Here is a 25,063-nt window from a genome sequence, read left to right on the forward strand (position 1 = left end):
TTCCCCCTTGAATAATTTAACTGCTTAATTTTATTTGGAACGGGGGCCCGGTATTAACCCTTTACCGAGCCGGCCGCTATTCCCTCAACAATGTAACGCTGCATGAACAGATAGAAAATGACGATAGGAGCAACCCCAAGTGTCAGCGCCGGAAGCGCCATATCCCATTGCTTCGTGTATTGCCCGAAGAACGAGAAGGTTGCCAGCGGAATCGTACGCAGCTCAGGCGCCTGAAGAATCAGAGACGGGAGCAGGTAGTCATTCCAAATCCCAAGAGCATTAAGCACGATAATGGTCATAAGCATCGGCTTCAGCAAAGGAAGCACAATCCGGAAGAACGCCGAGATCGGATTGCAGCCGTCAACGGTTGCCGCCTCTTCAATTTCAAGAGGCACCGACTTGATGAAGCCGTGGAACAGGAAGATCGCCATTGGAACGCTCAGTCCCAAGTTGGTGGTGATCAGACCCACAAAGGAGTTATTGATCCCCAATACATTAACGACCTTCAGGATAGGAATCATAATAGTCTGGAACGGAACCACCATCGCCGCTACGAACAACAGCAGCAGCATCCGATTGAACCGTGTGTCGGCGCGAACCATCCGGTAGGCAGCCATTGCGCTGAACAGCGAGATCAGAATGACAGAGATGATGGTGATAATCAGCGAATTGCGGAAAGCTTCAGAGAAGCGGGCCAATTTCCAGGCGTTAGAATAGTTCGACCACATGATTTCATGCGGCCAGCTTGCCGCATTGCTCAGAATCTCACCGAAGGATTTCACCGAGTTCGCGATCAGGAAATAGAACGGCGAGAGAAACAGCAGGGCTAGAAGGATCATTAGCACTTCAATGCCGATATTCCATCTGCCTTTTGACTTTGCATTCATTAAGCCTCTACCTCCTTGCTCTTCGTAACACGGACCTGAATCACGGTGATAATCGCTACAATCAGGAAGAACAGCAGCGCTTTAGCCGTACCCAGACCGTAACGGTTGTTCAGGAAGGCTTCATTGTAAATGTTCATGGCTACGGATTCCGTTGATTTGAACGGTCCGCCTTTCGTCAGGGAAAGGTTCAGGTCGAACATTTTGAAGGACCAGGAAATCGCCAGGAACAAACCAATCGTTACCGCAGGCATAATCAAAGGAACGATAATACTGCGAAGCACCTGCATCCGGGAAGCCCCGTCGATCTCAGCCGCTTCCAGCACCTCTTTGGACACATTGCTGAGCGAAGCGATGTAGATAACCATCAGATAACCGGAGGACTGCCAGACGAACACCATAACAATTGCCCAGAAGCCGGTAGTCGCATCGCCAAGCCAAGGAAGATTAAAGAAGGACCAGCCAGTGATATCGCCCATCGTGGCGAACCCTTTGATGAAGATGAACTGCCATATAAAACCAAGCAACAATCCCCCGATAACATTCGGCATGAAAAAAATGGTCCGGAGCATATTGCGTGTTTTTAAAGGTTTGGTTAGCAGATAGGCCAGGAAGAAGCCTACTATATTGGTCAAAACCACCCCTAGCAAAGTAAATCTGACAGTGAACCAGAAGGATGACCAGAAATCCGGATCGTTTGTAAATATCGCTTTAAAGTTATCAATGCCTACCCAGCTTACATTTCCCGATACCCCGTTCCAGTCCGTGAAGGAATAATACATTCCCATCACAAATGGAATAATCGTAATCAGGGTAAAAAACAATACTGCCGGGCCAACGAAAAAAGTCTGTTGACCAAATTGGGACAACTTCGAACCGCGCATTCACCCGTCCCCCCTTTCTTTTACTCACTTACTTGTTTATGATCTAAACATATTATCTGTTTTTTGAAGTACCGCTTACACCTACTCAAGTGATCTTTCAGGTGTAAAATATTGATCGGATGTGACATGAATCGATGAAATGGAACAGTATTCGCACCAAGCTGATCGTTTTTTTACTCCTGCCGACCTTAATCTGTATTATGGCTACGATGTATATCAGCTACTCTTACACGACGAAATCTCTTAGAACCCGGGCCGTGGATGAGAATACAAATCTGCTGTACCAGGGCTACAAAAATATCAACAGCCTCATTCAGGAGGTCAACCGGCTGTCCCTCGTTTTCTACTCCGATTCAGACTCTTATAGGCTGCTGGAGGCCGGATACGACGATATGTCAGCCAATATCCAGATTTACTCCTCACTGAATTATATATTGACCTCTATGACAGACATCTCACAGGTCTATTTGTACGGCGTCAAGGACAGCAAGGCTACGCTCTTATCGCATAGCACCATGCCATCGCGCTGGCAGGGAATTCCGCCCTACAGCGAATCCCGGATCACCGGGGAGAATCCTGTATCTGTTCAGAGCACCCACATCAGCAACAGCTATGGGCTGAATACACCCAATACGCCGATGACTCCGGAACCGGTATTTACGCTGCACAGGCGGATTGAGCAAATCCCGTCCACCACTGCGCTTGGTTATCTGTCGATTGATGTGAATCTGACCGCCTTAACTGATATCATGAATCAGCTCTACGAGCAGGGAAAAGAGAATATTTATCTGGTGGACGGCAAAGGTATGCTGGTGTACAGCCATGACGAGGCGGACCTGGGCAAACCGCTGAATGCCTCCTGGTATGACAAGCAAATTGCCGCTAGCGGACAGCCCCACGGTTATTTTGAAGAGGATGGAGCAGTGTTTATCTATCAGAAGATTGAAAGTCCGGGCCTGGACTGGACGCTGGTGAAGCAAATTCCGGTCTCCTATCTGTACCGTGAAGCGAAGGAAGCCGCCGGAATCAATATGCTGCTGCTGGTGCTGCTAATGATCATGATCATCGCGCTGACGATTCTGATCTCCTTCCGGATCACCGCCCCGATCAAGCAACTGGCAAGATACATGAATCAGGTCCAGACCGGTAATCTGGAAATTGATATCCGGCCTGCGGGCAAGGATGAAATCGGGCTGGTGACCGAGCGCTTCCGCAGCATGATGGATACGATCAACAACCTGATTTTGCGGGAATACCGGCTGGAGCTGTCGAATAAAACCAATGAGCTGCGGGCGCTGCAGGCACAGATCAATCCGCATTTTCTGAATAACACGCTGCAGATTATCGGCACGCTGGCCCTAGAGCTCAAGGTCCCGCAAATCTATGCCCTGCTCTCGGCACTCGCCAAGATGATGCGCTACAGCATGTACAATCATGAGAAGATTGTTACGATACAGGACGAGCTGGACCACGTGAAAGCTTATATCGAGCTGCAGAAGGAACGTTTTGAAAATAAGTTCACTTTCCGCTACGATATGGAAGAATCACTGCTGAACGCGCTCATGCCCAAGATGATCCTCCAGCCGATTGTGGAAAATTACTTCAAGCACGGCTTCAATCTGGCCCGCACGGACGGGCTGGTTGAAATTATGGCAGCCCGGCTGCCTTCCGGCCGAATGGAGATCATTATCCGCAATAACGGCAGCTCCATTCCCGCTTCCAGGCTGGAAGCCTTGCAGCAGGAGCTTCAGCACCCCGTCCGGGTGGATATCGACCCCTTAAAGGACATAGACAGCAAGCGCGACGCCCCGGGCGCACGGATCGGCCTGCCGAATGTGCTGGCCCGGCTGCGGCTCGTCTGCGGGGACAGCGCCACGCTGACTGTGGATAATCTGAAGGCAGGCGGCGTAATGGTCAGCCTGCAATTTGAAATTGTAGTGGAGAGTGAAGCTATATGAAGGCACTGATTGTAGATGACGAAGCCAGGGTCCGCAAGGCAGTCAGACTCCTCGTCGACTGGGACGCCCATCAAATCGGGGACATTCTGGAGGCCGGAAACGGCAATGAAGCCATCGAGCTGATCCGCAAGGAGAAACCCGCGCTGGTCATCATGGACATGATGATGGAATCGGGCAATGGAATAGAGCTGATGACCTGGGTCAATGAATTCGCCGGCAACACCAAGTTTATTGTGGTCAGCGGCCATAATGATTTTGATTTCGTCCGCCAGACAGTCCGTCATGGCGGGATTGACTATATTCTTAAGCCGATCGAGGCGGAAATGATCAATGGCGCCGTGTCCAAGGCCGTCGCTGCCTGGCGGTCCGAGGAAGAGGAGCGCAGCCACCGGCAGCGGCAAAGCATCCGGCTGAACGAAATTAAGCCGATCTATGGGGAGAAGCTGCTGTCGGCGCTGATCGACGACCCGATCAATGCCGAAGCTTCGCTGCGCAGGCTGCTCGATGAAGGAGTCATCCCGCAAAGCGCCGACAGCTCCAGGCTGATTCTGGTGCAGACTGACCCCGGCAATAATCCGCTGATCAAGCGGTTCGGCGGAGACAGCGAACTGCTGTATTACGCCATCGTCAATATCTGCAATGAGTTCCTGCAGCAGCAGCGCAAGGGTATTGCCTTCCGGTATTGGGGAGGACCGCCGGAAATCGCGATGATCCTGTGGGATGTTCAGGAATCTGTAGTTGAACTAATCAACCGGATCAATCAGGGGATATTTTTGACGCTGCAGTTCCGGATGCATTTTGGCATAAGCTCCATAGGAGCCTTGCCCGGAGGACTGCCGGCAGAACGTGCAGAAGCCGCCGAAGCGCTACTCCGGCGGAACCTGTTAAGACATGAGGACTATTGCCATTTCCACCCTCCTGCTGAACCCGTTAATACAGAGGCCGAACTGCCGATTCTATTTGCCGATGTGCAGGAGGAATGGCGGCTGGCCGTGATCAGCGGCAGTCCCGAGGTGCTGGCCGCGGCAGCGCAGCACTGGACCCAAGAGCTTGGACGGCGGGGCATCATCACACCGGAGATGCTGAATTCCTGGAAGGCAGATGCCCTGCTGTTCCGTTCCCGGCTGGTGCGGGAAGTCCTGGGTGCTCAAGCGGACAGCGCCCTGGCAGAGCTGGAGCGCACGGACCTGCTGAATCCGTCACCGCTTCCCGGCGGCTATTCCTTCTCATTGTTCGCCTGGCGTGACTGGTCCTTTGGACTGATGCAGCGCCTGTCACGGGAGCTTACGGACAGAGCGGCGAAGGAGCGGAACCCGATTACGGACATCGTTAAATATATCGAGCAGAATTACCAATCCGACCTGTCGCTGCAGGAGGTGGCCGGCAAATTCTACGTAAGCCGCGAGTACATTTCACGCAAATTCAAGCAGGAGTACGGCATCAATTTCTCCGATTACATCGGCAGCGTCCGCATCGACAAAGCCAAGCTGCTGCTGCAGAATCCTAACCTGAAGCTGTCGCAAATTTCGGAAATGGTCGGCTTCCACGATGTCAAATATTTCAGCAAGGTGTTCAAGAAGCAGGTTGGCAGCTCTCCTAAGGATTACCGCAGCCAGATTACCCCGTGATGAATCGGCCATTCAAAAATGTACATCTGGTCAATCGTCCATACACAAATTGGGGAAAGTGCATATCATGGGTTTGTAAGATGATACTGCGAAGGAGGTAAGGCAATGAGCGGTTATGGAAATGTTGGAGGTCTTTTTACTTCCACTACTACAATCCTGGTGCTGTACATTCTGTTGGTGATTATTCTTAAAACATTCTAACCTTGATAAGCCGAAAAAAATGAGAGTCTACAGTCATGTAGGCTCTCATTTTATTGTTAAGTGTACAACAGAGTTATGACAACAGAGTTATAACAAGCAATTCGAATAGCACAAGAGTTAAAATAGCTTCATCGCTGGTAAATCCGAAAAAAGCGCGTTGTTCTCCATGATGCTGTACTCCCAAATACATTAAGCCTCTATCGCAGCCCACAATTCTCCCGACAACCACTTGGCCGTCCAATGTCTTTACTTGAACAATCTGATTCATATGTTGTCTACAGATGCTGTGCAAGTGATTTCTGACGGATTTCATATTTTGAACATAATTCCCATCCGCTTGATACAGCACTCTATGCTGCGTTCCCATTTGGAGTCCCACGCTAGGCACACTACCTTCCTGTTTAAAGTACTACATAGTATGCCTAGTGTGCTGTAGGTGTTCTAACCATCCAATCAAACTTATCCGCTTAGCCTTACTTAACAGGCTGCTCTCTATACCATGCCAAAAAAGCATCCGCCACCGCTTTGCCGGCGGTACCGTTCGGATGCGGGTCCTCGCTGTTACTCATATACTCCGCACGAACTCTATGGTCCGCCGGAGCCGGCATGGACAATACGGCCGCGATGTCAAATACGCGGTTGACCCCGGCAGGCGGAGCGGTGAGAATCTGCTGATTTACGCTGCGCCAGGCGGCTTCCCGTTCGTCTTGGAAATTAAACGTCGGCACCGTGCCCAGGATGATATTTATATCCGGGTTGGCCTCTTTGATCAGGGAAACGATATGTGAAAGGTCTTCAAGAAGCTCTTCAGCTGAGCGCTTGCCGATATCCAGATCGTTCACGCCCAGCACAATCAGCACTTCATCGCCCTGCTTGGCCTTATTCAGCCAAGGGCCGTCAGCGGCGGCATCATAAGCCCGGCCCCAGCCGGAGCCGATATTCCACAGTCCATACGATGTTCCAAGCCCTTCGGCGATCCGTGCTGCCCAGTAGGAATATTCATCCTTCCCGGTCCGCACACCCTGGGTGATGGAGTCTCCGAGGAATACCAGCTTTTTGTCCACTTTTTTCTTATAGCCAATATAGCTTGGCAGCACCAGCAGCTTACCCGATACGCTGAAGGAATCTGCCGATTCCTGCCCTGCGAGATGGCCCGGGCCATCATAAGCGGATACCAGAACGTCCTCCACGTTATAAGGGATCGTTTTGCCGGATGCAGCCGTTCTAATCGTCCAGGTAAAAGCCAGATAGTGTCCCTCCGGCAGCGCAAGCGCTGCTTCATCACTCCAGAAGCCTTCTCCGGGAGCTACCTGCTTCGACACCTCTCCCGCGAAGGTCACAGGAATCTGTGTGCCTGGCGCTACTGTGCCATCTGGTGCCAGACCTCCATCGGCAATATAAGCCGACTCAATGCTCCACTCCCCGCCCGGCTCACTCCCGGCGGCTTCCGCTCCCAGATCCCAGGTCGAATCCACCGCATTGCTGTGCCAGAACTTCAGGGTCAGATTCCCGGTCTCCCGCAGCCGGATATACGCCCGGTACGTATGGGTGAACGGCTCCGGCGAATTCATAATATAATTGGCGGCCGTCGACAGCGCCGTAGCCGAAGAATACTCAGACTGGCTGAACACTCCGGCTTGGTCTTTTTGACTATGCATAGATCAGTGCTCCTTCATACGAATCAAATCTGTAAACAACCAAAGTATACGGACAATAACGGCATAAAACTAATACGAAACCGCCGACATATAACACAATTCTGATCTTGGACCGCCCGGGCAGCTCCTCCGTCAGCTAAATCTTACCACCATTTCAGCGAAAAAACCTCTCCGAAAGCAAGGAGCCTTCGCAGCTCTGCCGTTCAGAGAGGTTGTTCATTCGGGAAGTCAGCAGAATTCCCGTTATTATTTCAGCGTAATCGTGAACGCAACCGATTTGGCTCCGGCGTTCACTTTCACCGTAGTTTCATCTACCAGTTCAGCGCCTTCTACAGAAGCGATAGCGCCCAGATCCTTCACAACCAGGGTGAGGGCTTTGCCGCTGCCTTCTGCAGCAACAGTTACGGTATTGCCTTTGCGTTCAGCCTTCACGGTCAGCTCAGGCGTTCCCTTGATGTCGCGGACCGTTGCGGCTGTATTCGCTCCATCTTCAAGCGAATAGAGGCCGAACTTCACGCCGTCAGCAAAGTCATAGTCCGGACGGTTATCCACGCTGCCTGTGGCAAGCAAGGAGTTCTGGCGCACGAACAGCGGCAGGCTGAAGAAATTATGCGTTTCTTTGCGCCATGATCCGCCCTGAACGGTTTCACCGGTAAGCAGGTGGGTCCAGCGGCCAGCCGGCAGATAGTATTTCACTTCACCGTTTTCCTGGAAGATTGGGGCTACCAGCAGGGAATCACCCAGCATGTATTGGCGATCCAATACTTCGCAAGTAGGATCTTCCGGGAATTCCATCACCATTGCCCGCATCGAAGCCCAGCCCTGCTCATGCGCCTGTCCGGCCACATCATACAGGTAAGGCATCAGGCTGCATTTGAGCTTGGTGAAGAAACGGGTAACATCCACAGCTTCGTCGTCGTAAGCCCAAGGCACACGGTACGAAGTGCTGCCGTGCAGACGGCTGTGGCTGGAGAGCAGGCCGAAGGCCAGCCAGCGTTTGAAGACATGCGCCGGAGCTGTATTTTCAAAGCCGCCGATATCATGGCTCCAGAAGCCGAAGCCGGACAGACCGAGGGACAGGCCGCCGCGCAGGCTTTCCGCCATTGACTCATAATCCGCGTAGCAGTCGCCGCCCCAGTGAACCGGGAACTGCTGTCCGCCAGCCGTTGCCGAACGTGCGAATACCGCTGCTTCATTTTTGCCAAGCTTCTCTTCCAGCACTTCAAAGACAACCTTGTTGTACATCTGAGTGTAGTAGTTGTGCATTTTCTGCGGGTCAGAGCCGTCGAAGTACACCACATCGGTTGGAATGCGTTCGCCGAAGTCGGTCTTGAAGCTGTCTACGCCCATATCGACCAGCTTCCGCAGGTAGCCGGCATACCATTCACAAGCCGCAGGGTTCGTGAAGTCCACGATTCCCATGCCCGCTTGCCATAGATCTGTTTGGTAGACGTCGCCGTTTGCTTTTTTGATCAGATAGCCGTTCTTCTTGCCTTCTTCAAACAGCGGTGAACGCTGTCCGATATAGGAGTTGATCCATACGCAGATTTTGAGGCCCTTTTCCTTCAGGCGTTTCAGCATGCCAACCGGGTCCGGGAATACGCGCTCATCCCACTGGAAATCCGTCCATTGGTATTCACGCATCCAGAAGCAGTCGAAGTGGAACACATGCAGCGGCAGATCGCGCTCAGCCATGCCTTCTACGAAGGAATTCACCGTTGCTTCATCGTAGTCGGTAGTGAACGAAGTGGTCAGCCACAGACCGAAGGTCCATGCCGGTGGAAGCGCAGGCTTGCCGGTAAGCGATGTGTATTTGCTGATAACCTCTTTGATCGTAGGTCCTTCAATTACGAAATATTCCAGGCTCTCTCCAGCTACGCTGAATTGGGCTTTTTTCACTTTTTCCGAAGCGATTTCATACGAAACCAGCTCAGGATGGTTCACGAATACGCCGTAGCCTTTGCTGGTTACATAGAACGGAATGTTCTTGTATGCCTGCTCAGAGCTTGTACCGCCGTCCTTATTCCAGATATCTACAACCTGTCCATTCTTCACAAAAGCGGTGAAGCGCTCGCCCAGACCATAGACGAATTCGCCTACGCCGATATCCAGCTCTTCACGCATGAACGTGTTGCCGTCCTGGTCGGTGATGTAAGCCATTGATTTGAAACCGCTGCCGGTAATGCGCTCGTTGCCGCGGTAGAAATCTACAGACCACTGGGTTCCTTTGTTGATGACTACACGGAGTCCGCCGCTGATCAGCACGGTTTGTGTTTCGTTTTCTTCAATTTGTACATGATCGCCAGTTCCCTTGGTCAATTCAAAAGCCGGGCCGCGCTCCTGCAAGCCGTCATGATGAGTAATCTTGATGCCAACCACGCCCGGAAGCGGGGAATGGAATTTCACAGTCAGCAGTGTCGAGTTCAGCGTTGCTGCACGACCTGTAATTGGAGTAGTCTGGGTAACTGCTGTCAAACCTTCTGGAGTTTTTTCCACTACATAGTTTTGGACAGCGCCGTTAATGGTAATGCCGTCGCGAACCAGCCAAAGACCGTCAGTAAATTTCATGTTTGCACTTGCCACCCTTCAATTTGGTGTTTATAGTTGCATTATAACGATAACAAATAGACAAAACTAATATAATATAGCTTATTTATAACACTATTCTGATGTTTTGCCGAAAAGGAGGGCGAATATGGACCGCACATCACAGCGATTGCTCAAAGAAGATCGTGTACATGGCGATATTATGTTTCCACTGGCGGCCTACTGGGTCGAGCTCCCGGCAGGAACCCATGTCCTGGATACACACTGGCATGAGGAAGCCGAGTTCTTCCTGCTGCTGGAAGGCGAAATTCTATTTCAGGTGGACACCGATTATTTTCCGCTTCGGGCGGGGGAAGCTGTATTCATCGACTCCGGTGATATCCATGCCGCCTATGTACTGAAGGAAGGCCCGTGCCGGTTCTGCGCCCTGGTCTTTCACCCCGATCTCTTGGCCAGCGCCCAATATGACGCCATTCAGCAGATGGTGATTCTGCCGCTGCAGGAGAAGCGCCAGAGCTTCCCCAGACATCTGACGCCGGAAATTCCCTGGCAACTTGAGCTGCTGCATCATTTGGAGCGCTTGATGGAGGCATATGATCATAAGTTGCCCGGTTTCGAGGCCTTTATGAAAGGAACCTTGCTGATCATGCTCTCGCAAATCGCCATTGAAGGCCACGCGGTGAACCGCAGCCAGTCCGAGGGCGCCGATACCACCAAGATCAACCGGCTCAAAAAGGTCATTCTCTATATTCAGGATAACTATCAGGAGCCAATCCGCACCCGCGACCTGTCCGAGCTGATTCCGATGAGTGAAGGCCAGTTCTGCCGCTTCTTCAAGGCAATGACCCGCAAAACACCGGTCGATTACATCAACTCCTACCGCATCCGCCAGGCCGCTGACCTGCTGCAGCAGAGCGAACGCAAAATCTCGGACATCGCGCTGGAGGTCGGCTTCGACAACGTCAGCTATTTCATCAAGGTGTTCCGCAAGGCGATGAAATGCTCTCCCTCGGAGTTCCGCAAAGGGGCAGGATTAGGTGCTGGCCAGGCGCAGCTTTATCCATGAACGCCGAGCAGGGTTGGTCTGGCGCAGCTTTATCCATGAACGCCGAGCAGGGCGGTCAGGCGCAGCTTTATCCATGACGCCGAGCAGGGCGGTCAGGCGCAGCTTTATCCATGACGCCGAGCAGGGCAGGCCAGCCAGGCAGTTCACGTTGGCACACGGTGTCCGCAGCAGTCGCCGCGCCAGAATTAGGTGGAAAAAGGAAACCTAATTTCATCATATTCACCTTGTTAGGAGAAATAAGTGGAAAAAGGAAACCTAATTCTGCTCATAGGCCCGCTTCAGGGTAATATCAGCGGAAATAAGTGAACAAATTCCACCTAAAGCCTAATATGTTCACTTTGAAATATATTTTAAGTGTACAAATTCCACTAAATTATGTCCGCTGGACTTTGAGCATGTAGCAAACGGAGCGGCGGCCTAAAGTGGCAACCTGGAACAGCAACCTAGTGGTAACCTGAGACAGCAGTCTGAAGCAACAACCTTAGTGATAACCTGAGACAGCAGTCTGGAGCAACAACCTTAGCGGTAACCTGAGACAGCAGTCTGGAGCAACAACCTTAGTGGTAACCTGAGACAGCAGTCTGGAGCAGTAACCAGGAGCAGCGCTGCCTGCCTCCCCCGGCATCCTCGATGCCAGGGGCTTATCTGATTCAAGCCTATCTGCCAGACTCTCAGCTGGTCACGCTTCCTTGCGGATCACAATAAAACATGTGCTGTCCGGCAGCGGAACCTCCTGGCCTCTCTCGTCCATTATGACAACCCGGCCCTGCAGCGCCTCCGTATAGCCCTCCTGCAAATAGTGGCGCAAGACTTCAATCTTCGCCCGCTCGCCCAGGGTCTGCCGGATGAAATCTCCATACTGCGAGGGAGTGAAGTAACCAAACTGCTCCTGTACCTCATGAATATAGGCTTCTTCCCCCCATGTGTAGGTGTACAGAAACTCCATGGCATCGTTCACCGGCATGAGCACCTCCTGCTCAGCCACCCTCTCGTACTGAATTGCTCGCCCGGCAAAATCCTTGGCATAACGTTCCAGCGAAGCCATCCCTTCTGCCTCCAGAAAACGCACACGGCGCCGCTTTTCCAGCGGCTCGCTCATGATCCCGTCGCGGATAATAATAACCCCTCCGTCTGCCAGCACCTCAAAGCTGCTAACCAGCGCAGCAGCCACGGTCTCATAATTGAACTTCGCACCGTTCAGTGGCACATAGGAATACAGCTCGTGCAGAATGGAGGAGAAAATCACTGTATCCACCGTGCCCGCTTCAACAAAGTCCTTCAGGTTCAGCGCATCGCCCTGCAGCACCTCCCAGCGGCGGCCCTCCCGCTGCTTCTTCTGACGCAGCGCTTCCACAACATTGCTGGAAATATCAATGCCGACCGGAACCACTCCCGGCATGCGCTCTTCGATCAGATCCAGCAGCACGCCGCCGCCGGGGCCAATGTCCAGCACCTTCCGGCCAGTGACATACTCCAGAATGATCGATTTATAGTCTGCTGTCTCATTCATTTGGCTCAAATAGGTATCCTCATTATGGAACCGGTCAAAAGCATCCCGGCGCAGCTCGAACAAATCGAACAACAGCAGCACAGCCCGTTCATACAGCGCCGACTTTTCGGCCTCCATGCAGAACTCGATCAGCTTCTCAGCCGCCGGAGAGAATTCGAAATCCACAAACAACGTGTCAGGCAGATGCTCCTCCAACCGCAGCCGATGCATCAGATGCGGGTTACCGGAAGGCTCCACTCCGTTCAGGATATTTTCCCATGTCAGCCCGGACAAGTACTTTTCAATGATCCGTTTCTTGTACACATTGATCTTCTTCGCGCCTTTGTAGTCATAATAGATGCTGTTCATGACCGCCTCATAGCTGATGTGGTTCAGCGTAGACAGCTTGCCGCCGCAGGCCGCCAGAGTCATGATCTTAAGGAATTGCTCCAGCGAAAACGTCTGCAGTGCGGATTCCACATACCAGAAAGTAATATGCTGCATAGGCTCCAGTACAGCGGCGCTCCAGCCCGCCCGTTCCAGACTGTCCCACTCGGTATCGTAATCCTCGCCCCCGGCAATCGCTCCCGCACGCATTCTCCGCAGGCGCTCCTTCATCGGCACTCCAGCATGCTGCAGATCCCCGGAAGAGATTACGGCGATCAGCTTCATCACCTCGGTCCGTACCTCTTGCCACAGCTCAGGGGACACAGCAGAAATAATGCAGTGGTTCAGCGCGAACAGCAGCCGCTCCAGCTCATCGGCAGTCAGCAGCCCTTCCTCCACCATCGCTGACAGCGGACGATTAACGGATGGCGGCACCTCACCGCGAATTTGCTGTCCGATCAGGCCATGTGTTTCGATCAGCCGGTGCACAATCACTTTTCTCTCCGCTTCGGCTTCTCCCACTTCTATCACCCGGTCAGCCTGCAGCCGGTGTACCTCATCGCCAGTGAAGATCCCATCCGCGTGACGCCGATACAACTGGGCCGAACCAATATTATGGACAAAAATATTAATGCCCTCCGCCTCCCACAACCGCCGCTGGCGCCGTGTTCCGCCCTTTGCCGTTTCCGACCAGACCAGTGTCTCTTCAACCAGCTCTTTAATCCAATAGGACAGCGACAGACTGTCCAAGAGGCGCAGACTGCGCTCCACGTAATCCAGTACCGGATTTATGTACTCCAGCTCTTGGAGCGACTCTACGCGCTCAAGATTCACAATTGTTTCTTCGGCCTGAGCGATATATTGCAGCCAAAGACAGCTTTCTTCGTGTACGATTCCTGTTTTACGGTACGCTTCAATGGCTTGCAAGGATTTCAGCATGTCGTTTACCTCCTAAATTTTCCTGGTTCCATATCAGTTGAACTATAGATTTTCATATTGGGGTCTGGTCGTAACTGCGGGGAATGTTTGGACTTCCGGCCGCTGTTGTCTACAGATTTCTTGATTTATACCGCTCTTAGCGGTGGAAATCCGTAGACAAAGGCGGTCGCTACGCTCCTACAGTTCCAAACTTCCCCTCCGTCACTTCGCCCTTTTTATATTTTCATTAGTTCAACTGATATAGTGTAATATGCTTGTAAGTAATAAACGATTTAGAAAGAAAGAATATCTTCAACCAGTAATTATTGTCGAATATACTTTCTCTTGGATAATAACAATCTTTGCTGGAGGGTTAGCTCTGCCATGAGAAACGAAACATTGTTACTGAAAAACGGAACTTTGATTGATGGAACTGGACGACAGCCGATAACAAATGCAGCAATTGAAGTAATAAACGGCCGCTTCGGTACTATTACACAATATCGGGATAACCAAACAAAGAATGAAGAAGTACAGGAAATAGACCTGAACGGGCTTTTCATCCTGCCAGGATTTATTCATACGCATGCGCACACCAGCTTTAAATTTTTGCAGAATGAGCCTCTGCACGGGTACCATAAAGAGTATTTGGCTGCATGCCTTCGAGAGGGAATTACCACGATTCGCGACGAAGGAATGTCTACAAATGCAACAATTGACGATGTTATAGCACATACGAATGGACTGGATCGTTTGTCTTTTCCCAGAATGATCACGTCAGGTAAAGTATTTACGGCCCCCGGAGGATATGGAGGGCAAGAACCGATTGGTGTTGGAAGTGCGGAAGAAGCCAGGCTTAAGGTTCGTGAGGTATTAGAAAAAGGGGTTTACTTTATAAAGACAGCACTTGAAGACGGATATGACCCCAGCACCTACGGATTGCCTAAGCTTAATCAGGAGATTCTTGAAATCATTTGTCAGGAAGCCGGGAAAATGGGGACTTATGTGTCTGCCCATGTAACCAACGCCAAAAACCTTCAGATTCTTGTGAATTCGGGAATTAACGATGCTGCACATATGATCTATGACCGTTTGGACGATGACTTGATACAGCAGATGGTAGCTAAAAACGTTCGGATAGTACCAACACTCACGGTATTAAAGATGTTCCAAGACAAATTTGGAGCCCCGCTATTAGAACAAGGCCTGGATAATGTCCGGAGGTTTGTCCAGGCAGGCGGAGAAATCGGTTTGGGCGATGATTTTATTGAAGAAGAAAAACCGTGGTATAGGCTAGGAATGCCGTGGGAAGAAATTCACTTGTTAGGCGAAGCTGGGCTCACACCGATGCAAATTATCGTAGCGGCAACTTCCGTCGGGTCAAAGATATGTAATCTCTCTCACGAGATTGGAACGATCGAAACTGCCAAGAAGGCTGATCTGTTTGTCATTGAAGGAGACCCACTTGCCAATATAGACAATCTTCGGAGAGTTAAATTTGTCATGAAGGAAGGCCAGATTATATCCCGCTGACAGAATAATATAGTTCAACAAAACAGCGGCAATCCTGGACTATGCTCTCGTCCATGACTGCCGCTATTTCTAAATACCCTTATTACGTTCCAAACCGCTGTCTGTACCCGCATTTGCGGCACAGCTCCTCCACCGCTTCCTGGCTGCGCAGCGCGTGGCAGAAGCCTTTGCCGTCATCCTCCGGCTCGCTTAAGGACGGCCATCTGAACTCGTGGTCCTGGTTCAGATACACCCTTGGCACGATCTTCACCCCGCTGCCGGGTACAACCTTTCCTTCGATTTTAAAGTCCAAATTGTAGGCTTCCTCCAGCAGCACAGCCCGTTCATACAGTGCCGACTTTTCGGCCTCCATACAGAACTCGATCAACTTCTCTTCCGCTGGAGAGAATTCGAAATTGAAAAACAGCGTATCCGGCAAAATTTATACTATAAAAGTTTCATTGCATGAATAATCTCCCAGTGGTAGTGTAATATGGACAAAGGCCACCAGGGAGGATTTATGAAAAAACTATTGTGTATCATGTTAATCAGTATTTGCTGCTTGTCAATAACGGCAGGCGTATCAGCCAAGGAATACAAGGAATTCCCGGCACCGGTATGGACGACAGCTGCCCCTAATGGGGTGGATGACGTCCAGGTAATAAATAACCGGATTTATGCCTTGTCTTTTGACGACAATATTATATATAACGATACAACAGGTGAAAAAGCAGCAACCATAGCCTATCCATCTGCCTTGCATTCTTCTAGCTTTGAAGTACTACTTAGAGCGATAGACAAACAAGGTAATTTCTATTGGATTGTAACTACCATAGATAAAGCCACTCAGGAACATACTTTTTATTTAAAGGCCTATAGCGCTTCTGGTACCACACTTTGGACGAAGGCCTTCCCGGAAAAGGTACCCAGCCTGGATGTCCGTATCTTTACGCAAAGTGACGGAACCTTGCTCACTGTACTCAAAACAAACCATAACCAGTACATGACCTACAAGTTCAACCGGCAGGGCAAGCAGCTTCAGAAGAAGCAGATTAATGGTTATATCGACAGCTTCTACTTCAACACCTTGGCTACCCTCTCGCATCAGTCTTACACCGGAAAATTTCAAGCAACCCTGTCCATTTATGATGCGGCGCTTAACTTTAAATTCAAGCAGCAAATTACAGACGAGAAATTTTACTGCATGCTGCCGGATGGAACCCTAATCTTCATAAAAAATAACGATGATAACCCGGACAAAGTTACAGTAACCGCCCGGAATCAGAGCGGAAAAACGCTTTGGAGCAAATCGTTCGCCAGCGGTTTTATACGCTGGTTTAGTACCAGATCCTCACAGCCTTTCCCGTATGGCTTTCTCCTACAGACGAATCATGCACTATATCTGATGAACAGTAAAGGGCTCGTCAGCCAGAGGGCTATCAATCCAGGCAGCGATGTGCAAATCGGCAGCGACAGCAGCATCATGATTCAAGGGAAACGAAATCTGACCATCGTAAAAGGTTCAGACTTGAGCACCCTGCATACTGTCAGCAACCCGGATTCCGATTGGGGGTACAGGGAATTTTTGTATGGCGGGAAAGGAATTCTCTATCATTCCGCAGACAATCTGTTCTATAAGTACGATTTGAACTAACCGTATAGCGTCAAAACAGCAGGCCACCTAAAGGACACCTGCTGTTTCTTTTTGCTCAGCTGTTCTAAGAAATCTCAGAAAAACACTTCTTCAAGACACGAGAAATTCGTGCTCATAAATCGCTTTAATCCTTTCCAGCACATTCCGTGCTTGATCTTCAAATTTCAATTCCGCAACCTGACCCTTTATCAAAAACACGCCGTTCTCATTACGATGTTCCCCGAGAGCCCCCTCATACAGTTGGCTTGCGCCGTGGGTAGGGGGAGAGAAAAACAGCTTCATCAACGCATTAACCACTATGGGCAGACCGGATTTTTTTCCTTTTCTTAACGTATTGTTGCCACCCGGGTCCACACTGCGGACCTTGATGCCGTCGTTCGCAAGCTCCGGCGCGATGGCCTGAGTCCACAGCGAAAGCGCCAGCTTGGAGGTAGCATAAGGTCCAAGCAGCTTACGGAAGGTTTTGGGGCGCTCCAGGATTTCGATATTTAGCTCTTTAGTAAATTTAAGTGCAGAAGATGAGGTATTGATTACCGTTTTTAGACGGCTATTTTTTATGAGCTCCTTCAATTCCATAAGCATGATGTACGGCACGACCGTCATCAGCTCATAATGCTTCTCGCGCCCCTGCTTCGAATAGCTCAGCTCGTGAAAGCTCCCGCCGGCGTTATTGAACAAAATATCAATCCGCCGCTCCTTGTCCTTGATCGCTTCCAAAGTCTCTCTCAGGCTGGCATAATCGGCGAGATCCGCTATTTTATAAGTGCGAAGCCATCCGTTCTTAACGGCCTCCTGAATTGTCACATCGTCCTCCGGAAAGCCGGAACGGTTCACAGCAATCACCTGCCATCCCTCCGACAGCAATTTCCGGGTTAATTCCAGCCCGATTCCGGCGCTCGCCCCCGTAATAAGTGCGATATTTTCGCGTTGCTTCGTGTCCATCGTATCGTCTCCTCCAGATAATGTTTCTTTGATGCGCACATCTTATAACTTGGAGTCGGCTCCAAGTCAAGACGCGAAAACAAAACTATTTCTCATGGATAAGAGACTTGACTTGGAGCCAGCTCTAAGATATAAAATATGCAAAAAGCAATCCCGGGAGGGAATCGCATGAAGGCAGAGCAAACCTTTACGATAAAGCAAACCGCCGAGCAAACTGGAATTTCCCAGGACACGATCCGTTATTACGAAAAAATCTCGCTGCTGCAACGGGCGGACCGAAGAGATAACGGGCACCGCGTCTACCGGCAGGAGGACGTCGATAGAATCCAACTGATATCCTGTCTGAAAAAAACGGGGATGCCGCTGGAGGAAATGCGGCCATTTTTAGCTGTCTCCGCTGACACCGATCCTGCGGAATATCCCGAGCTGGTGGAGCTCTTAAGGAGCCACCGGGAAAATATCCTCAGCCAGATCGCCTCGCTGCAGCAGGTCGTCGATTTCATCGACATGAAGCTGGATGAGGGGAATTACCGCGGAGACTGCTCAAATGAACGCCAGGACAGCGTGTCAGATCAGACGATGGGAGAACCGAAACCAAAACCCATGTCATCTGTTGAGATGAGTTATTTTTCCGTATCTGCCAAAGCCGGCAAGTCACTGGCTCCCGAGAAACTATAGCTCAGGCAAAACAGCGGCAATCCTGGACTTAATGTTCTAGTCCATGACTGCCGCTGTTTCTATATACCCTTATTACGTTCCAAACCGCTGTCTGTACCCACATTTGCGGCACAGCTCCTCCACCGCTTCCCGGCGGGAGAAGCCGTAGAACAGATTGTTCGCGCGTTCGCCCTCGACAATCTCGGAGAACGGCTTCTCATGGATATTTCCGAGGTTAATTACGCCCTCGCCATCCAGACAGCACGGCACGACCGTGCCGTCCACCAGCACCGCCGCCTGGCTGCGCAGCGCGTGACAGAAGCCTTTGCCGTCATCCTCCGGCTCGCTTAAGGCCGGCCATCTGAACTCGTGATCCTGGTTCAGATACACCCTTGGTGCGATCTTCACCCCGCTGCCGGGCACGACCTTTTCTTCAATTTTGAAGTCCAAATTGAAGGCTTCCTCCAGCAGCGCCAGCGTCTCGCGGTTGCGCTGCTTCTCCAGATTCGTCCGGTTGTCCTCGGTCAGATTCCACAGCCGGAAGGAGATAATAACCCCCTGTGCAGAAGCCTCCCGCACAAAAGAAATAATCTCCGATACATAGCCCTCGCGGTTCTCCGAGCCGGCATGGCCGTCGAAGCTGTGCAGCGAGAAGTTCATCTGGCGCAGCGCCGGCTTGCCCAGCAGCTTCGGCCCAGCCTTGTGAATCAGCGTTCCGTTGGTCGTGATGTTGACCTTGAACCCTTTGGCGTGGGCGGCATCCAGCAGCTCCCCAAGCTTCGGATGCAGCAGCGGCTCGCCTTTGACATGCAAATAGATATGATTGCTGTGTGGCTTAATCTCGTCAAGAATCTTATTAAAGGTATCCAGCTTTATGAAGTTTTTCTGCCGTTCAGTTGGCGGACAGAAGCTGCAGGCCAGGTTGCAGACGCTTGTAATCTCGATGTACACCTTTTTAAAAGTTTTCAAGTTCCGCTCCCCATTTCAAATATTCATCAGAGAGGCTTCCGCTACAGATCCGAGGCATAGCGGAGGCCGATCTGTGCTCTGGCATCCTCCATCAGCTCGGCGACGGCCAGAGAATTGGCGTGGCTGTTAATACTGCTCTCGCGAAGTCCGCTTTGGATCAGGCTGATAAATTCCTCGACCTCATAATACATCGCCTCGAACACCTGCGGCACAGTAAGCTCTTCAACCGTACCGTCGCGGTACTGGATTTTGATCTGGTAAGGCTGGTTGATCTTGTCGATGACCATCGTGCCGTTCTCTCCCTGGATCTCGGCAGGCAGATAGGAATCGGAAATCTTGGAATGCATCACAACAGCATCCATATCCGCATAACGCATCATCATGCTGCCTTCGCCGTCCACCCCGGAAGCCAGCATCAATCCCACCGCCTGCACGGATTCCGGTTTGCCGAACAGCGCCACCATCGGGTACAGACAATAAATGCCGAGATCCATCAAGGAGCCGTTAGAGTAAATCGGATTGAAGGCGTTCAGCACCGTTCCCTGTCTGTAAGCATCGTATCTGGAAGAATATTGACAATAGCTGGCGAAATAGCGGCGCACCTGACCCAGCTTGTACAGATTATCCTTGACCACACCGAAATTGGGCATAAAGGTCGATTTCATCGCTTCCATAAAAACCACGTCATTCTTCCGGGCCGCTTCGATCATCGTCCGCAGTTCCGCGCTGTTGGAGGCCGCAGGCTTTTCACAGATGACATGCTTCCCGTGATTCATACAGACCAGTGCCTGCTCAGCATGCATGGAATTGGGGCTGGCAATATATACAGCATCGACCTCACCGCTGGAAACCATCTCCTCCAGGTCGGTATATATAGAAGCACCTGCGTATTTTGCGGCAAAATCGCGCCCTTTCTCCTCTGTGCGGGAGTATACGGCAGTAAGGATAAATTCCTCATTCTCAAGACCCGCCTGAATGAAGCGGTCTGTAATCCAGTTGGTGCCTACGACTCCGAAACGAATGGTCATCAAGATCCCGTCCTTTTTCTAATATCACACTGCCATGTTAATCTCTATCTGCTATTCTCTCATTCCGGGATAGGGATGTCCACTTTTCCGCCGTAAATTCCGACAAATTCCGCTACATTATATATGTGAAAAAAAGCACCTGCGAATCCATGCAAAAAAGCCGCTAAATTTAGCGGCTTTCAATGGGAATACTATTGGATTTGCTTCATGTATTCTTTGAATTCCTCGGCGATTTCTTTGAATTTCGTATGATGCAGGTAATGTGAGCCTTCCATCGGGATCATTTTGCCCTGTGCCGATTGTTTGACCTGCTCCTCATGCAGAGGAATCCACTGCTTGATGTCCTCGTTATTCGCTTGAACGAAGAGAAGCACCGGCAAATCATGAGGGTAGGTGAGCTGTTCAGCATTTTTGAAATTGGAACCAAGGTGCCGGAGCTCATTCATCATCGTTCTATTACTCGAGACCTGATTCGAAATCAAATTCATCTGTTCTTTGGTATGCTCATCGAATGCAAGCGACTTATATGGATCTCCGCTCACTTTTTTGAGCAATCTCATCAGACCTGATTCTTGAAGAAACTGCATGGATTTCAAAGGCAATTTGACATCCATGCCGGGTTGATTAGGAACGCTGCTATCAATGCCGACAAAAGCAAGAACTTCATCCGGGTAGGTGTTCACATAGGACACTCCGTAAAGTCCCGCGATGGAATGTCCCATCAGAACGTAACGGTCAATACCCAGTTGCTGCACAGCTTCGTGAACTTCGCTGACGATATTCTCTGTTGTTCTTTCTTTCCCGGTTTCGTCGCTGAGCCCATAACCGAAAGGCTCGATCGCTACGACTTTGTAATTCGGAGACAATTCATCAATCAACAATTTGAAATCAAGCGCAGGCGACGGGGTGCCTTGTCCCGGAAGGAGGACGATAGTCTGTTCGCCACTGCCCTGAATAAGCACATTCATTTTTTTTCCATCCACATTAACATACTGGCCATACGATTCGATTTTCTTTTTCTCAACCCCGTTACTGATTACATTGACGACAAATGTGATGCCCATGAATAGCACAAGCGCCCCGAAAATACCTCCAATTATTTTTAACCATAAGTGCCGTTTCTTGCGGTTTTTGGTCCCGGCTTTTTCTATTTCCACCGTTTTTGTCACGTTCATCTTCTCCTGTCCTTGTATCTGTAGAGCCGCCTTGGCGACATATGTAAAGTGTAATCAACCAAGATGTCCCCTTCGTGACGGCAATATGAACGGAATATGAACAAGCACAAAAACCCCGTCCTAGATCAGGACAGGGCCTTGCGCAGAAGGTTGTATTAAGGTGCCGGCAGGGGATGCCTGCAAGCGCTGCTTTGTAATGTTTTATCCGTAGAAGTCCTGCAACTGGCGTACGATCTCCGCCTTGTCATGCTCCACTACGGTCATAAATTGCGGCATGGAGAACAGGGCTGCTATCGGTGCCGGGAACTCCTGCTTGATGCCGGTCAGGGCAATCGCCTCGTCGAATTTTGCCGGATGGGCTGTCGCGAAGGTGATGGCCGTTTCATCCGGGCCGCTGAACGCTTCGTACGCTGCGATGCCGCAAGCTGTATGCGGGTCCAGCAGATAGCCGTATTCCCGCTCGTATTTGCTGATGGTATCAAGGCACATCTGATTCTTAACCCCCAGCGCGGCGAAATCCTGCTGTACCTGGGCAAAAGCTTCCCCGGCCACCGAAATTTTGCCCTCTGTCTGCAGCTCAGCCATATACGCGGACAGCTTCACCGCATCCTCGTCTACGAGGTAATAGAGATAACGCTCGAAGTTGCTCGCCACCTGGATATCCATCGACGGGCTGTAGGTTCCGGTGAAGCTGCCTGGCTTATATTCGCCGGTCAGCACGAACCGTTCGAGAATGTTATTTTCGTTGGTGGCAATGATCAGCTTGTTAATCGGCAGGCCCATCTTTTTAGCCAGATAACCCGAGAAAATATTGCCAAAGTTGCCCGAAGGCACACTGATGTTAATCTTCTTCTCCGCACTGTCTTTAATCTGCAGATAGGCATAGAAATAATAGACCGTCTGCGCCAAAATGCGCACGAAGTTGATCGAGTTGATCGCCCGCAGATGATACCGTCCCTTGAAGTCCAGATCGGCGAACAGCTCCTTAATTACCTTCTGACAATCGTCAAAGTTGCCCTCCACGGACAGGTTCAGCACATTGCTGTCGTCCACCGTTGTCATTTGCAGCTCCTGTACCTTGCTGACCTTGCCGTGCGGGTGAAGGATACAGATTTTGATGCCTTCCTTGCCGCGCACGCCCTGAATCGCCGCCGCTCCGGTATCGCCTGAGGTCGCTCCGAGGATATGGATAATTTCGCCCCGCACCTTGGCAATATAGGAATACAGCTCGCCCATGAACTGCAGCGCCACATCCTTGAAAGCGAACGTAGGCCCGTGGAACAGCTCCAGCACATATAAGGAGTCATTGACTTTGTGCAGAGGCGTCACTTCCGGTGTGCGGAAATTGCCGTAGCTGGTGGCGGCCATTTTTTTGAGATCATCATAGGGAATTTCGTCGTTAGTATAGTATGAGAAAATTTCAAGAAACAGCTCCTGGTAGCTAAGGCTCCGCCATTCCTCCAGCTTCTCGGGGGAGATTACCGGAATCTGAGCCGGCACCATCAGCCCGCCGTCATCCGCCAGCCCCATCAGAACCGTATCAATAAAGCCTTTAGCTTTTACCTTGCCTCTTGTGCTTATATACTCCATACCTCTCTCATCCTCCTGAACCCCTCTTTATTTAACCTGCTGGTACACGATGCTTAAGCTTAATCTACATAGTAACACGTTTAAGCGTTAAAGTCCGTTACTTCTGTGTCAACTTTTGCGGGAAAATATACGGCGCGTCTTTTTACGGGTAGAAGCCATCCATCCTCCAGCCGGGCGTACACTGACTTCAGACACCGCCGCGCATACTCGCTATTTGTTCTGCAGATCTTTCCAGACGGTTTTGTTGCTATATTTCTTCTCTACGCTGATATCCTTGCCGAACCATTCAGGGGCCGCGAAGCGCTCAGCTTCCTCCATAGAATCGAACTCAACCTCAAGCACCGTAAGCTCAAGCTGGGTATAGAGGTCAATCTCAATAGTAGTTCCGTTCCATAGGCCTGTAATGCGCGTCTTCACCAGCGGCACCGCCTTTACCGCCTCAATCATCTGATTGTACAAGCCCTCCGAGATGAAATATTCGATCTCCTTGCGGCTGATGCCTTTGCCATCCTTGAAGGTATGGGTATATGTAATCTCGCCCGAATCCAGATCGGTGATCTTGCGTACTCTCAGCTCCTGCCCGTCCTCAATCGCAAGATAGGTCTGGTCAATGCTGTGCCGGGTAAGCACCTTCACCTGACCTTCCGCAATCAGCCCCTCCGGGTATTCCGGCAGCAGGAATTTGCGTTCAATCTCCATGCCCATGCTGTGTCTCTCCTCTGTGTTTCAGTGATATAAGCCGAACTTAAGATTTTCATATTGGGGCTGGTCGTAATTACGGGGAATGTTTGGACTTCTCCCCTCCATTACTTCGCCCTTTTATTGATTTCATTTTAAAGTTCAGCTTATATAGTCTTTATATTATTTATCATCATAGGGGCGGGTCATACGCAAGTCAATCGGTAACCCGAAATCTTATGGGAACAGGCTCTCGATAGACTGCATGTCATAATGATTGATTATTTTAAAAAACCCGCTGCTGTATTTATCCTTTCTGTCATGGTCAAAGATGGAGATGTACTTTTGATCATCCAGTTCAATGCTGAATCTTAAGTATTTGTTTACATCAATTTGAATCAAGTATCTATTGGTATAATTGCGGGAAGGATCGGAGCTTCTTAATTTGACATCGGCAAAAGCGTCCATGATCTCTGCGATTTTCGCTTTATCGGTTACAGTGACTTTGACCCCATCCGCCGCTCCCTTCGCGGTTCGGGTAACTGCAATAGAGGTAATATCCTGCAACTGGATGCGCCCGGATACCCGGTCCTCAAAGGAGCTGAACATCTGCACGAGCGTCCCCACCCAGTACACAGCCATTCCAAGCAGAAAAATCGTCAGGAATATCTGCGTCAGCGTCGGCTTCCTCCACATTGCCGGATTACTCCACGACCCAAACCTCTTCCGTTCACCCGGATTTCCCTGACCACCCGGATTTTCACGACTTTCCGACTTCTCCGGCTTCTCAGTCTTCCCCGCCTGCTCTGCTTCGTTCCCCTGATCTAACATAGCCGCTCCGCCTCTCCTCCGAAATCAAGCAACACTTCCATTATATACAATTGGGCACAACATGGAATGTACAAAAAAACGCTTTGCCTGATCGGGAAAACCAAAGCATAAGCAGCATTCTCAGCTTCACCCCGTCATTGCGGCTGCTCCCTTTAGGATGATGTTCTTATTTCAGATGGCGGCGCATCCTATTGCATTTTCTACAACAGACTCCTCCTATATTCACCGAAAAACAGAATCTATTGCATTCTCCAGAATTCAGTGGAACGGGTGCTTTTGCTCCAAAATCCAGAAATCTATTGCACTCTATGCAGCAAAATGCGGTTTATCCGGGAACAATGGGCTTTCTATTGCAGAAAGTGCAATCAGGCTAGTTTGTATAGCAATCTAGATTCAGAAAACGGGAT

The 25,063-nt window shown here is 50.5% G+C and carries 19 protein-coding genes and 1 pseudogene; 7 read left to right on the top strand and 13 right to left on the bottom strand.

The features are described from left to right. Positions 1-53: 53 nt before the first annotated feature. Complete coding sequence (locus ACX1DY_RS27300; RefSeq protein ID WP_458967320.1) at positions 54-887, bottom strand: carbohydrate ABC transporter permease; 834 nt, start codon at positions 885-887, stop codon at positions 54-56. Then, on the bottom strand, positions 887-1,768 hold the full coding sequence (locus ACX1DY_RS27305) for a carbohydrate ABC transporter permease (protein ID WP_458967321.1): 882 nt from the start codon (positions 1,766-1,768) through the stop codon (positions 887-889). The genes ACX1DY_RS27300 and ACX1DY_RS27305 overlap by 1 nt, the downstream gene beginning before the upstream one ends. Positions 1,769-1,902: 134 nt before the next feature. On the opposite strand from ACX1DY_RS27305, the gene ACX1DY_RS27310 reads away from it, so the two are divergent. The 3 genes from ACX1DY_RS27310 (at position 1,903) to ACX1DY_RS27320 (ending at position 5,555) form a co-directional block, all read left to right on the top strand. Beyond that, positions 1,903-3,726 (top strand): cache domain-containing sensor histidine kinase, encoded by a 1,824-nt coding sequence (locus tag ACX1DY_RS27310; protein ID WP_458967322.1) that lies wholly within the window; start codon positions 1,903-1,905, stop codon positions 3,724-3,726. Beyond that, positions 3,723-5,354, top strand: a complete 1,632-nt coding sequence (locus ACX1DY_RS27315) for a helix-turn-helix domain-containing protein (RefSeq protein WP_458967323.1) — start codon at positions 3,723-3,725, stop codon at positions 5,352-5,354. Before ACX1DY_RS27310 ends, ACX1DY_RS27315 begins: the two co-directional genes overlap by 4 nt. Positions 5,355-5,459: 105 nt before the next feature. Then, positions 5,460-5,555: a YjcZ family sporulation protein gene (locus tag ACX1DY_RS27320; protein ID WP_458967324.1), complete on the top strand. Its 96-nt coding sequence runs from the start codon at positions 5,460-5,462 to the stop codon at positions 5,553-5,555. A gap of 473 nt (positions 5,556-6,028) precedes the next feature. On the opposite strand, the gene ACX1DY_RS27325 is transcribed toward ACX1DY_RS27320, so the two are convergent. After that, positions 6,029-7,213, bottom strand: a complete 1,185-nt coding sequence (locus ACX1DY_RS27325; RefSeq protein ID WP_458967325.1) for an SGNH/GDSL hydrolase family protein — start codon at positions 7,211-7,213, stop codon at positions 6,029-6,031. Positions 7,214-7,459: 246 nt separating this feature from the next. Further along, positions 7,460-9,781 carry an alpha-xylosidase gene (gene yicI / locus ACX1DY_RS27330; RefSeq protein WP_458967326.1) on the bottom strand — a complete coding sequence of 774 codons (2,322 nt, stop codon included), beginning with the start codon at positions 9,779-9,781 and terminating at the stop codon, positions 7,460-7,462. Between the two features lie 127 nt (positions 9,782-9,908). On the opposite strand from yicI, the gene ACX1DY_RS27335 reads away from it, so the two are divergent. Beyond that, positions 9,909-10,826: an AraC family transcriptional regulator gene (locus tag ACX1DY_RS27335; protein ID WP_458967327.1), complete on the top strand. Its 918-nt coding sequence runs from the start codon at positions 9,909-9,911 to the stop codon at positions 10,824-10,826. A gap of 679 nt (positions 10,827-11,505) precedes the next feature. On the opposite strand, the gene ACX1DY_RS27340 is transcribed toward ACX1DY_RS27335, so the two are convergent. Beyond that, positions 11,506-13,641: a class I SAM-dependent methyltransferase gene (locus tag ACX1DY_RS27340; protein WP_458967328.1), complete on the bottom strand. Its 2,136-nt coding sequence runs from the start codon at positions 13,639-13,641 to the stop codon at positions 11,506-11,508. A 363-nt stretch (positions 13,642-14,004) separates the two neighbouring features. Between ACX1DY_RS27340 and ACX1DY_RS27345 the strand changes: the two genes are divergently transcribed. Continuing rightward, positions 14,005-15,153 (top strand): amidohydrolase family protein, encoded by a 1,149-nt coding sequence (locus ACX1DY_RS27345; RefSeq protein WP_458967329.1) that lies wholly within the window; start codon positions 14,005-14,007, stop codon positions 15,151-15,153. Positions 15,154-15,235: 82 nt separating this feature from the next. Here ACX1DY_RS27345 and ACX1DY_RS27350 read toward each other — a convergent pair. After that, positions 15,236-15,478, bottom strand: a pseudogene (locus tag ACX1DY_RS27350) (radical SAM protein); the annotation flags it as partial. Between the two features lie 174 nt (positions 15,479-15,652). On the opposite strand from ACX1DY_RS27350, the gene ACX1DY_RS27355 reads away from it, so the two are divergent. After that, positions 15,653-16,786 carry a hypothetical protein gene (locus ACX1DY_RS27355; protein ID WP_458967330.1) on the top strand — a complete coding sequence of 378 codons (1,134 nt, stop codon included), beginning with the start codon at positions 15,653-15,655 and terminating at the stop codon, positions 16,784-16,786. 90 nt (positions 16,787-16,876) lie between these two features. On the opposite strand, the gene ACX1DY_RS27360 is transcribed toward ACX1DY_RS27355, so the two are convergent. After that, complete coding sequence (locus ACX1DY_RS27360; protein ID WP_458967331.1) at positions 16,877-17,728, bottom strand: SDR family NAD(P)-dependent oxidoreductase; 852 nt, start codon at positions 17,726-17,728, stop codon at positions 16,877-16,879. Positions 17,729-17,896: 168 nt separating this feature from the next. Here ACX1DY_RS27360 and ACX1DY_RS27365 point away from each other — a divergent pair, with 168 nt between their 5' ends. Beyond that, complete coding sequence (locus tag ACX1DY_RS27365) at positions 17,897-18,406, top strand: MerR family transcriptional regulator (RefSeq protein ID WP_458967332.1); 510 nt, start codon at positions 17,897-17,899, stop codon at positions 18,404-18,406. A 72-nt stretch (positions 18,407-18,478) separates the two neighbouring features. Here the strand turns inward: ACX1DY_RS27365 and ACX1DY_RS27370 are convergent, their stop codons facing one another. The 6 genes from ACX1DY_RS27370 to ACX1DY_RS27395 form a co-directional block, all read right to left on the bottom strand. Further along, entirely contained in the window at positions 18,479-19,354 is an 876-nt protein-coding gene (locus ACX1DY_RS27370) for a radical SAM/SPASM domain-containing protein (protein WP_458967333.1), read from the bottom strand. A 41-nt stretch (positions 19,355-19,395) separates the two neighbouring features. Next, on the bottom strand, positions 19,396-20,382 hold the full coding sequence (locus tag ACX1DY_RS27375) for a Gfo/Idh/MocA family protein (protein WP_458967334.1): 987 nt from the start codon (positions 20,380-20,382) through the stop codon (positions 19,396-19,398). A gap of 191 nt (positions 20,383-20,573) precedes the next feature. After that, positions 20,574-21,557, bottom strand: coding sequence for an alpha/beta hydrolase (locus tag ACX1DY_RS27380; RefSeq protein ID WP_458967335.1), 984 nt, complete (start codon positions 21,555-21,557; stop codon positions 20,574-20,576). 201 nt (positions 21,558-21,758) lie between these two features. Further along, entirely contained in the window at positions 21,759-23,147 is a 1,389-nt protein-coding gene (thrC, locus tag ACX1DY_RS27385) for a threonine synthase (protein ID WP_458967336.1), read from the bottom strand. A 210-nt stretch (positions 23,148-23,357) separates the two neighbouring features. Next, positions 23,358-23,852, bottom strand: a complete 495-nt coding sequence (locus ACX1DY_RS27390) for a CYTH domain-containing protein (protein WP_458967337.1) — start codon at positions 23,850-23,852, stop codon at positions 23,358-23,360. A 210-nt stretch (positions 23,853-24,062) separates the two neighbouring features. Further along, the gene (locus ACX1DY_RS27395; RefSeq protein WP_458967338.1) at positions 24,063-24,656 is read right to left on the bottom strand and encodes a hypothetical protein; all 594 of its coding nucleotides are present in this window, start codon (positions 24,654-24,656) and stop codon (positions 24,063-24,065) included. Positions 24,657-25,063: the final 407 nt, after the last annotated feature.

The organism is Paenibacillus sp. BAC0078, assembly GCF_054483875.1.

Coding starts and splice junctions, on each gene's coding strand:
- ACX1DY_RS27300 (WP_458967320.1), bottom strand. CDS start 887: ATGAATGCAAAGTCAAAAGGCAGATGGAATATCGGCATTGAAGTGCTA.
- ACX1DY_RS27305 (WP_458967321.1), bottom strand. CDS start 1,768: ATGCGCGGTTCGAAGTTGTCCCAATTTGGTCAACAGACTTTTTTCGTT.
- ACX1DY_RS27310 (WP_458967322.1), top strand. CDS start 1,903: ATGAAATGGAACAGTATTCGCACCAAGCTGATCGTTTTTTTACTCCTG.
- ACX1DY_RS27315 (WP_458967323.1), top strand. CDS start 3,723: ATGAAGGCACTGATTGTAGATGACGAAGCCAGGGTCCGCAAGGCAGTC.
- ACX1DY_RS27320 (WP_458967324.1), top strand. CDS start 5,460: ATGAGCGGTTATGGAAATGTTGGAGGTCTTTTTACTTCCACTACTACA.
- ACX1DY_RS27325 (WP_458967325.1), bottom strand. CDS start 7,213: ATGCATAGTCAAAAAGACCAAGCCGGAGTGTTCAGCCAGTCTGAGTAT.
- yicI (WP_458967326.1), bottom strand. CDS start 9,781: ATGAAATTTACTGACGGTCTTTGGCTGGTTCGCGACGGCATTACCATT.
- ACX1DY_RS27335 (WP_458967327.1), top strand. CDS start 9,909: ATGGACCGCACATCACAGCGATTGCTCAAAGAAGATCGTGTACATGGC.
- ACX1DY_RS27340 (WP_458967328.1), bottom strand. CDS start 13,641: ATGCTGAAATCCTTGCAAGCCATTGAAGCGTACCGTAAAACAGGAATC.
- ACX1DY_RS27345 (WP_458967329.1), top strand. CDS start 14,005: ATGAGAAACGAAACATTGTTACTGAAAAACGGAACTTTGATTGATGGA.
- ACX1DY_RS27355 (WP_458967330.1), top strand. CDS start 15,653: ATGAAAAAACTATTGTGTATCATGTTAATCAGTATTTGCTGCTTGTCA.
- ACX1DY_RS27360 (WP_458967331.1), bottom strand. CDS start 17,728: ATGGACACGAAGCAACGCGAAAATATCGCACTTATTACGGGGGCGAGC.
- ACX1DY_RS27365 (WP_458967332.1), top strand. CDS start 17,897: ATGAAGGCAGAGCAAACCTTTACGATAAAGCAAACCGCCGAGCAAACT.
- ACX1DY_RS27375 (WP_458967334.1), bottom strand. CDS start 20,382: ATGACCATTCGTTTCGGAGTCGTAGGCACCAACTGGATTACAGACCGC.
- ACX1DY_RS27380 (WP_458967335.1), bottom strand. CDS start 21,557: ATGAACGTGACAAAAACGGTGGAAATAGAAAAAGCCGGGACCAAAAAC.
- thrC (WP_458967336.1), bottom strand. CDS start 23,147: ATGGAGTATATAAGCACAAGAGGCAAGGTAAAAGCTAAAGGCTTTATT.
- ACX1DY_RS27390 (WP_458967337.1), bottom strand. CDS start 23,852: ATGGGCATGGAGATTGAACGCAAATTCCTGCTGCCGGAATACCCGGAG.
- ACX1DY_RS27395 (WP_458967338.1), bottom strand. CDS start 24,656: ATGTTAGATCAGGGGAACGAAGCAGAGCAGGCGGGGAAGACTGAGAAG.